At 65.3% G+C, this 8,244-nt stretch carries 6 protein-coding genes; 4 read left to right on the top strand and 2 right to left on the bottom strand.

Going from position 1 to position 8,244, the window contains the following annotated elements:
• Positions 1–30: 30 nt before the first annotated feature.
• Positions 31–1,311: an efflux RND transporter periplasmic adaptor subunit gene (locus ACTS2Z_RS12395; RefSeq protein ID WP_442573522.1), complete on the bottom strand. Its 1,281-nt coding sequence runs from the start codon at positions 1,309–1,311 to the stop codon at positions 31–33.
• Positions 1,312–1,339: 28 nt separating this feature from the next.
• Positions 1,340–2,710 carry an efflux transporter outer membrane subunit gene (locus ACTS2Z_RS12390; RefSeq protein ID WP_442573521.1) on the bottom strand — a complete coding sequence of 457 codons (1,371 nt, stop codon included), beginning with the start codon at positions 2,708–2,710 and terminating at the stop codon, positions 1,340–1,342.
• Positions 2,711–2,936: 226 nt separating this feature from the next.
• Here ACTS2Z_RS12390 and ACTS2Z_RS12385 point away from each other — a divergent pair, with 226 nt between their 5' ends.
• From ACTS2Z_RS12385 to ACTS2Z_RS12370, 4 genes are all read left to right on the top strand, one after another.
• Positions 2,937–4,340 carry a sensor histidine kinase gene (locus ACTS2Z_RS12385; RefSeq protein WP_442573520.1) on the top strand — a complete coding sequence of 468 codons (1,404 nt, stop codon included), beginning with the start codon at positions 2,937–2,939 and terminating at the stop codon, positions 4,338–4,340.
• 131 nt (positions 4,341–4,471) lie between these two features.
• Entirely contained in the window at positions 4,472–6,175 is a 1,704-nt protein-coding gene (pstC, locus tag ACTS2Z_RS12380; RefSeq protein WP_442573519.1) for a phosphate ABC transporter permease subunit PstC, read from the top strand.
• Positions 6,168–7,907 (top strand): phosphate ABC transporter permease PstA, encoded by a 1,740-nt coding sequence (pstA, locus tag ACTS2Z_RS12375; protein WP_442573518.1) that lies wholly within the window; start codon positions 6,168–6,170, stop codon positions 7,905–7,907. The genes pstC and pstA overlap by 8 nt, the downstream gene beginning before the upstream one ends.
• Before the next feature lies 1 nt (position 7,908).
• The coding region (locus ACTS2Z_RS12370; protein WP_442573517.1) for an ATP-binding cassette domain-containing protein at positions 7,909–8,244 on the top strand (336 nt) is incomplete at its 3' end.

The following is an 8,244-nucleotide window of genomic DNA, read 5'->3' as shown; positions in this document are numbered from 1 at the left end:
CCGTCATGGCTCAGCTCCTGCCGGATCGGCTTAGCCGGCGCTGGCAACAGAGGCGTTGCCGGCGTCGTCGGTGGAGGGGGTGGCGTCGGCTTCAGACGGCGCCGCTACGGGTTCCCCATCGGGAAAGAGCGGCTCGCCATCGCTGTCGAGAGCCCGGATACGCATGCCATCGGCCGCGCCGCGCAGAGGCGAGGTGACGACATATTCGCCCGGCTCGACGCCGCCAGCGATGACCAGACGTTCCGGCGTGCTGTCAATGACCTCAACCGTGCGCACCGACAGCGTACCGTCGGGACGCGCGACCAGAACCTGGTCGGCACCGCGCAAGGTGCTGCGGGGCAGGGTGATGGCGCTGGACAGATCTCGGCCCGGCACACGCGCCTCGACAAAGAGGCCCATGGCCAGCGGGGCGCCTGCGGCCTCAGCGGCTTCACCGTAAGGGTCTTCGACCTCGGCAATGGCGTAGAGGGTGCGGGTCTGCGGGTCGATGGCGCTGTCGGTGCGGACGATACGGCCCTGCCATTCGCGCCAGGCACCGCCCAGATTGGCACCGAGCGTTATCACCGGGGCAGACTCGTAGTCTGCGGCGCTGAAGGCGACCGGAATGCCTGCCCGGCCCAGATCGGCGTCGGTAAAGGGCAGGCGCACCTGCGCGGTGTCTGTCGAGAAAATCTCGCCGATACGCGCACCGGGGGTCACATACTGGCCCAGATCGGCCAGCTTTTCGCGGACGCGGCCATTGAAGGGCGCCGTGATGCGGGTACGCGACAGGGAAAGGCGCGCTTCGCGCAAGGAGGCTTCCGCGCCGGCAAGCTGCGCGCGGGCATCGGCCAGTTGCGGCTCGCGCAAGGTGAGGGCAGAGGCATCGCCGTCACCGATCGCACGCCATTCCTCGGCCGCGAGCGCCGCTTCGGCTTCTTCGCGGATCAGGGCCTGACGGCGCTGGGTCACGAGGGCCTCGGCACGGATCACGGCGAGCCGGTAATCCTCGTCCTCGACCTGCACCAACACGTCTCCCTGCTCAAAGAAACCGCCTTGCGTGAAATTCGGGTTCACATAGGTGATGCGTCCGGCAACCTGCGAGGTCAGGCCGATTTCGGTGACCGGCGAGACTTCGCCTTGTGTGGCAACCGTCAGCTGAACCGGGTTCTGAACCGCCTCTGCGACGAACACGGCAGCGGGCCGGGGTACCGGGATCTCCCGCTGCGGCCGGGGCTGGGTAGCGCCCAGAATGATGAACAGGACGATGAACCCGCCGATGATGAGCAGGGGCAAGCCGATGAGCAGCAAGCGTCCGGTAATTTTTGACATGACCAACCTCTGAAGATGTTCTTTTTGATTATTCTTGTGACGGGGAAGCCGCTGCCGATGACCCGAACGGGCCGGCAATGGCAAGATGAAGGGCAATGCGGTTGTCGATCCGCTCGCGGCGGGCCGAGATCAGCTGGCTCTCCGCCTGGGTCAGGCGGGTCTGCGCGTCGATCAGCTCGAAAATCGTGCCGACACCGCTGGCATACTGGCGCTCGACCAGTTCCAGGGCGGCTTCCGCCTCGGCGCGCGCCGTTTCCAGTGCAGCCACGCGGGCTTCGAGCAGGCTGTCGGCAGTCAGCGCGTTTTCAACCTCGCGCAACGCCGTCAGGCTCGTATTGACGTAATTGCTGGCCTGCGCCCGTGCGACCGCCGCCGTCCGGTCACGCTCGGCGCGCAGGGCACCTGCCCGGAAGATCGGCGCAGCGATGGAAGCGGTGAGGCTCTCCACCAGCGTTGAGGGCGAGAACAGGTCAGACAGGTCTCCCGTCTGCCCGCCATAGGAGCCGGACAGGGAGAGCGACGGATAAAGCGCCTTGCGGGCGGCCGAGGCCGAGAAACCGGCAGCGGCCAGGCGGAATTCTGCGGCCAGAACGTCCGGGCGGCGATTGATCAGCATTTCCGGCGTGCCAGGTGAAGGCAGCGCATTGAGCGAAGGCAGGACGTCAGCGCCTGCCACTGCGCCGTCGGGATACCCGCCCAGCAGGGTCTGAAGGGCGCGCGCGGTCTGGCGCTCGGTACGTTCGCGAATGGCAAGCGTTGCTTGCGAACTCGCCAGCGCCGAGCGGGCAGTCCGCACGTCGGAGGAACGCACCACACCACGCACGAAGCGCCGGTCCACGATCTCCAGCTGACGCTGGCGGGTGGCGACATCGCGCTCGGCAAGCTCGCGTTGCAGGCGGGCTTCTGTGAGCAGGAACCAGGTGCTGGCAACGCTTGCGGCAATCGACAGCTCGGCGCCGGCATAGTCGGCTTCTGCTGCTTCGGCGCTGAGCGCGCTCGCGCGGGCAAGGCTGCTGATGCGGCCCCAGACATCGGCCTGCCAGCTGACCTCAAGACCAGCCGTGTAGACTTCACCGGCAGGGCGGGTGGTGGCCGTGGTGCCGAAATCGAGCGACGGGAAGCGGGCGGCCTGACCGGCGCGGGCTGAGGCCCGGGCTGCGTCCGCATTGGCACGCGCGGCAGCCAGGTTGGGATTGCTTTCCATCGCCGTGGCGATCAGCCCGGGCAGGGCAGCATCACCCAGCGCGGAAACCCAGTCGGGCTCCTGCGGGCCTGCCGTCTCCGGCGCGCTGACATAGGTGTCAGGCAGGGCCAGATCCGGCGCAACGGACAATTGCGGCGTGCCAGCGCACGCCACGACGAAAAGGGAGGAGGAGAGTATGAGGCTATACCGGAGCACCCGGGATTCCTTCTTTTGATAAGGGTTCAAGTTTCGCGCACCCTAGCCGCGACTATGCGAATGTCAACAAAAGTTTATCGAAAAACGCTAAAAATATCTCGAATTACAGAAAATTCATATTGCTGCGACGCGTGCTCATGGCGCGACGCAGGCACATTGAGCCGTCAAAAACCCGTGCTAAGACCGCAAGATGGCAAACGAGAGACAATCCGCCTGGACCCAACGCATGCCGGACCGTCCGAGGCGCCGGGACATCGTCATTACAGCAGTGCTGGGCCTGCTCGTCCTGTTCGTGCTGATGGCGGGCGGTGTGCTGGAGCCAGCTGCGTGGCTTGCAGCCTCGTCGGCCTTTGCCGCTCTCGCTTTCATCTATTTTCTGACGGCGGTGACGCGCACCAGTCCGCGCCCGGCCGCCCAGATTGCCCGGCCTGCTCGTCCGTCTGACGCTGAATCCGCTGAGGCGATTCTTGAAAAGATTGCTGTTCCTGTCCTCCTGATCGGACCGGGCGGGCGTATCGAACGAGCCAATCCGGCAGCTCGCGCCTTTCTGGCGCTGGGCGCGGAAGGCGGCCTGCTTTCCACCTCACTGCGCCAACCGCGCGTGCTGGAAGCGGTCAGTGCGGCCCTTCGCGGCGAGCGCGGCGCTGTCGTGGAATACGCCAGCCTTGCGCCCATCGAAAGCCATGTGCGGGCCTTTGTGGAGCCGATCCGCATGCCGGTCGCCGGTCCGATGCCCTGGCGGGCCATGCTGGTACTCGCCGATGAGACCTCCTCGAAACGGGCCGAACGCATGCGAGCCGATTTTCTGGCCAATGCCAGCCATGAGCTGCGCACACCGCTCGCCTCGCTGTCGGGCTTCATCGACACGCTGCGCGGCCCGGCGCGCGATGACGAGGAGGCGCGTGATCGTTTCCTTTTCATCATGCGAGAACAGACGGACCGGATGCGCCGCCTGATCGACGATCTTCTCTCGCTCAGCCGGGTAGAAATGAACGAGCACGTCCTGCCTTCGGGCACGGCGGACATGCGCACGATCCTGTTTGACGTCGCCGACAGCCTGCGCCCCATGGCGGAAGCGCGCTCCATAACGCTGGACGTTCCCGATGATCTGCCTCCGGTGGAGGTCACAGGTGATCGCGACCAGGTCTATGAGGTGATCGAAAACCTGGTCGAGAACGCCATCAAATACTCGCCCGAAGGCGCGGTGGTGCGCGTGACGGCTGAGGATGATTGCGGGCGCGACCGGGCCGAGCATGCGCCTGACCGCATCGCTGCGGACAGTGCGCGCCTGCTTCTGGCTGGCCCGCCCTTCGATGCCCGCCAGCGTTATGGTGTCGTGCGGGTGCGCGATTGCGGTGCCGGCATCGACCGGCGGTATCTGCCGCGTCTTGCCGAGCGCTTCTTCCGTGTCGACGGCCAGAAGAGCGGTCCGGCATCGGGCACCGGGCTGGGCCTGGCCATCGTGAAGCATATCGTCACGCGCCATCGCGGCGGTTTCGCCGTGGAAAGCGCGCCGGGCGCAGGTTCAGCCTTTTCTGTCTTCCTGCCAAAGCCGGCGGTCAGTCAGACGGTAAAGCCTGCATCGGGCAGTGTCGCATCGGACACGGAGGTCCTGGCCGGACAGGAGTAATCCCCTGACCGGCCCGGCCATCGTCGCAAAACTGTAACATCACAGTCATATTTGGGTGATCGATCCGGGACAGTTTGCGCCGCTAACCGGCAGGGCGGGAAAGCAGGTCGTCTCTCCGGGCGAGGTCACAGATGCAATTGTCCCTTTTCACGGCACTGGCGCTGCTTGTGCTCACGGCTATCGGCTTTCTGGCCGGGCGCAGCCGTGCGCTTGCGCTGGCCGCCAGGGATGGATCGCGCACCCACTCTCTGCCCAACTATCATGGCTATTATGTAGCGCTCTGGGCTGCCATTCCGGGTTTTGGCCTGCTCGCGGCCTATGCGGTCGCCGGCACCATGCTGGCCAATTCTTTGGCGCTGGGTGAGATGGAACGAGCCGCCGAGCCCCTGCAAGCCCGGTTCGAGGCTGTGCTTGCGGGTGATGAGGAATACACGCAAGCGCAAACCCGCTTTGAGGCGCTTGCCAACGAGCTGGACGCGCTGCGCGCCGAGGCTGAGGGCGTCATCGAGGCTGAAGGCCTGCAATCGGAACGCATTGCGGCCCTGCGCGAGCAGCAGGACGCGCTTCAGTTCGATCAGGACGATGCCCGCTTTGCCCGCGATACCCGCGCTGATACCTTGCTCGCGCAGATGCTCGAAACAGTGCCGGAGACGGGCGAGCAGGCGCTTGCCCGGGCAGGCATGGAATATGCGCGCCTTCCGGTAGAGCAGCGTGAAGTGTTTCTGGCCGATGCCCGCGCGCTGGCGTCTGGCGATGGCCTCGCCAGCCGCGATACAGCTTCCTTGCGCGCACTCGCCGATACGCTGGCGCCTATCCAGACGGCGATTTCCTGGGGGGCAGGACTGGGTGCCCTGGCGCTGGCGCTCGGCGGACTTCTTGTGGCGCGCACCCATGTCTCGGCCCGCTTCCGTGCCCGCAACCGGGTGGAGTGGGTGATCTCTGCCGCGTTGGCGCTGGCGTCGCTGATCGCCATCTTGACGACGCTCGGCATCGTCTTTTCGCTGCTCTTTGAATCGCTGCGCTTCTTCGCCTCTATCGACTGGCGGGTGGCCGACTTCCTGTTCGGGACCCAGTGGAGCCCCCAGACCGCCATTCGTGCTGGCCAGATTGGTCAGTCCGGCTCCTTCGGCGCGGTTCCGCTGTTTGCCGGCACGGCGCTTATCACCCTGATTGCGATGCTGGTCGCGGCTCCCGTTGGTCTCTTTGCGGCCGTCTATCTCTCCGAATATGCCGATAGTGGCACGCGGGCCTGGGCCAAGCCATTGCTGGAAATCCTCGCTGGCGTGCCGACCGTGGTCTATGGCTTCTTCGCCCTTCTGACGGTCGGGCCGCTCCTGCGCGATTTTGCGCTTTTCCTCGGCTATGAGGATGCCGTCACCCAGAGCGCCCTGTCTGCGGGTCTCGTCATGGGCGTGATGATCATCCCCTTCGTGTCCTCGCTCTCTGACGACGTGATCAACGCCGTTCCCCAATCCCTGCGCGATGGCGCCTATGCGATGGGCGCGACGAAGTCGGAGACGATCCGCCATGTGGTCTTCCCGGCGGCCCTTCCCGGTATTGTCGGCGCGCTCCTGCTCGCCGTATCGCGCGCAGTGGGCGAGACCATGATCGTCGTTATGGCGGCCGGACAGGCCGCAAACCTCACCGCCAACCCGCTGGAATCGGTCACGACCATCACCGTCCAGATCGTGACGCTGCTGACCGGTGACCAGGAGTTCAACAGCCCCAAAACCCTTTCCGCCTTTGCGCTGGGTCTCGTCCTGTTCGTGCTCACCTTGATCCTGAACGTCATCGCCCTGCGCGTGGTCCAGAGCTATCGGGAAAAATATGACTGACGCCGCCCCGCCCTCCATTGCGGATGCCGTCCGCCAGCGCCTTGCGCGCCGCCATCGTGCCGAGGGCCGCTTCCAGGCGTTCGGCATTGGTGCGATCGTGCTCGCGATCGCGTTCCTGGCCGTGCTGCTGGGCTCCATCGGCATTCAGGCGGTTGGCGCCTTTACACAGTACACGCTCACCCTGCCGGTCACGCTGGAGCGGGAAACGGCCGACCCGCGCGGCGACATGACCGAAGCCTCCTTGCGGCGCGGCAGCTACAACACGCTGATCCAGCGCAGCCTGCAGGAAGAGTTTCCTGCGGCCGCCTCGCGCGCCGAACTGCGCGAACTCTTCGGGCTCTATAGCGGGCTCAATGCGGCTTCGATCATGAACCGCGTGGTGGAGAACCCGTCTCTGGTTGACACGACCATCGACGTCACCATGCCGGTCAATCACGAGATTGATCTCTATTTGAAGGGCGTGACGGTCGAGGAAAGCATGGCGCCCGGCTCCGGCACTGTGCAGGCCGATGGCGTTGAGGGCGCGATCCTCCTGACCTCCGATACGCCTGCCTTTGCCTCGGCAATTGACCGTATCCGCCAGCAGGCCAGCGAAGCCCGCGCGGACATTCTGGAAAGTGCTGCGCGCCTCGAAGCCCGCGCTGAAGGCGGCGAAACCCGTGATGCGCGCGAAGCGGCGCTGGCCGCTGCCGCCCGTGCTCGCGAGGATGCCGCGCGTTTTGACGATGTGATCGATCCGGAAACCATCATCACGCTGGGTCCGCGCACCGCGAGCCTTCTCATCCGCATCAATGGCGGTGTGGTGGCCGTAGAGACGCTGGCACCGGACGGCCGCAGCGCGCAGGGCCGCGCCCTTCTGCCGCTGGAGAGCGCAGAGCCGTCGCCGGTCTGGAGCGAATGGGTCATCGAGACGCCGGCCTCCGGGCGGCGCATAACCGACCAGCAGGCCGTCTATGCGCGGGCGCTGGAAGAGCGCGGCATGGTCTCCAGCCGCTTCAACACCCTGCTCTTCCTCAATGCCGACAGCCGCGAGCCGGAGCTTGCCGGCGTCATGGGCGCTTTCATCGGATCGGTCCTCACCATGCTGGTGACAATGCTTCTGGCCGTTCCGATCGGGGTTGGCACTGCGATCTATCTGGAAGAATTCGCGCCCAAGAACCGCCTGACCGGCTTCATCGAGGTCAATATCAACAATCTGGCCGCCGTCCCGTCCATCGTGTTCGGTCTTCTGGGCCTTGCCGTCTTCATCAACACGTTCGGCATGCCGCGCTCTGCCCCGCTTGTTGGCGGTTTCGTGCTGGCGCTGATGACCTTGCCGACCGTCATCATTTCCTCGCGTGCCGCGCTGCGTGCCGTGCCGCCCTCCATCCGCGAAGCGGCGCTGGGCGTGGGCGCATCGCGCACCCAGGCGGTCTTCCAGCACGTGCTGCCGCTCGCCATGCCGGGCGTCCTGACGGGTTCGATCATCGGTCTGGCCCAGGCGCTGGGGGAAACCGCGCCGCTTCTGATGATCGGCATGGTTGCGTTTGTGGCCGATGCGCCGTCACTGGGGCTTTCCGGTCTGACACAGCCCTCGACCGTCATGCCGGTTCAGGTCTTCCTGTGGTCTGGCGCGTCCGAACGCGCCTTCGAGATGCGCACAGCCGCCGCCATTCTGGTGCTGCTGACGCTGATGATCCTTTTCAATGCGGCCGCCATCGTGCTGCGCCGCCGTTTCGAACGGAGATGGTGATATGGCAGACGCTGCTGCGCCCGCACCCGGCAACTCCACGGTCTATCACCCCGTGAACACTGACAAGCCCGTCAAGGTCGCCACCAATGGCGTCGACGTCTTCTATAGCGAAAAGCAGGCCCTTCACGGCATATCTGTAAATATCCACGACCGTTCGGTGACGGCCTTCATCGGCCCGTCGGGCTGTGGCAAGTCGACCTTCCTGCGGTGTATCAACCGCATGAACGACACGATCGATACCGCGCGTGTCTCCGGCTCGATCCGGATCGACGACGAGGAGATCAATGATCGCGGCGTCGATCCTGTTCTGTTGCGCGCCCGCGTCGGCATGGTCTTC

This window comes from Glycocaulis sp. (assembly GCF_052168375.1).
Classification (GTDB): Bacteria; Pseudomonadota; Alphaproteobacteria; order Caulobacterales; family Maricaulaceae; genus Glycocaulis.
This window is presented reverse-complemented; position numbering and strand designations above follow the sequence as displayed.

Excerpts from the sequence above, each read along its gene's own strand:
- ACTS2Z_RS12385 (WP_442573520.1), top strand. The coding sequence starts at position 2,937 with ATGCCGGACCGTCCGAGGCGCCGGGACATCGTCATTACAGCAGTGCTG.
- pstC (WP_442573519.1), top strand. The coding sequence starts at position 4,472 with ATGCAATTGTCCCTTTTCACGGCACTGGCGCTGCTTGTGCTCACGGCT.
- ACTS2Z_RS12395 (WP_442573522.1), bottom strand. The coding sequence starts at position 1,311 with ATGTCAAAAATTACCGGACGCTTGCTGCTCATCGGCTTGCCCCTGCTC.
- pstA (WP_442573518.1), top strand. The coding sequence starts at position 6,168 with ATGACTGACGCCGCCCCGCCCTCCATTGCGGATGCCGTCCGCCAGCGC.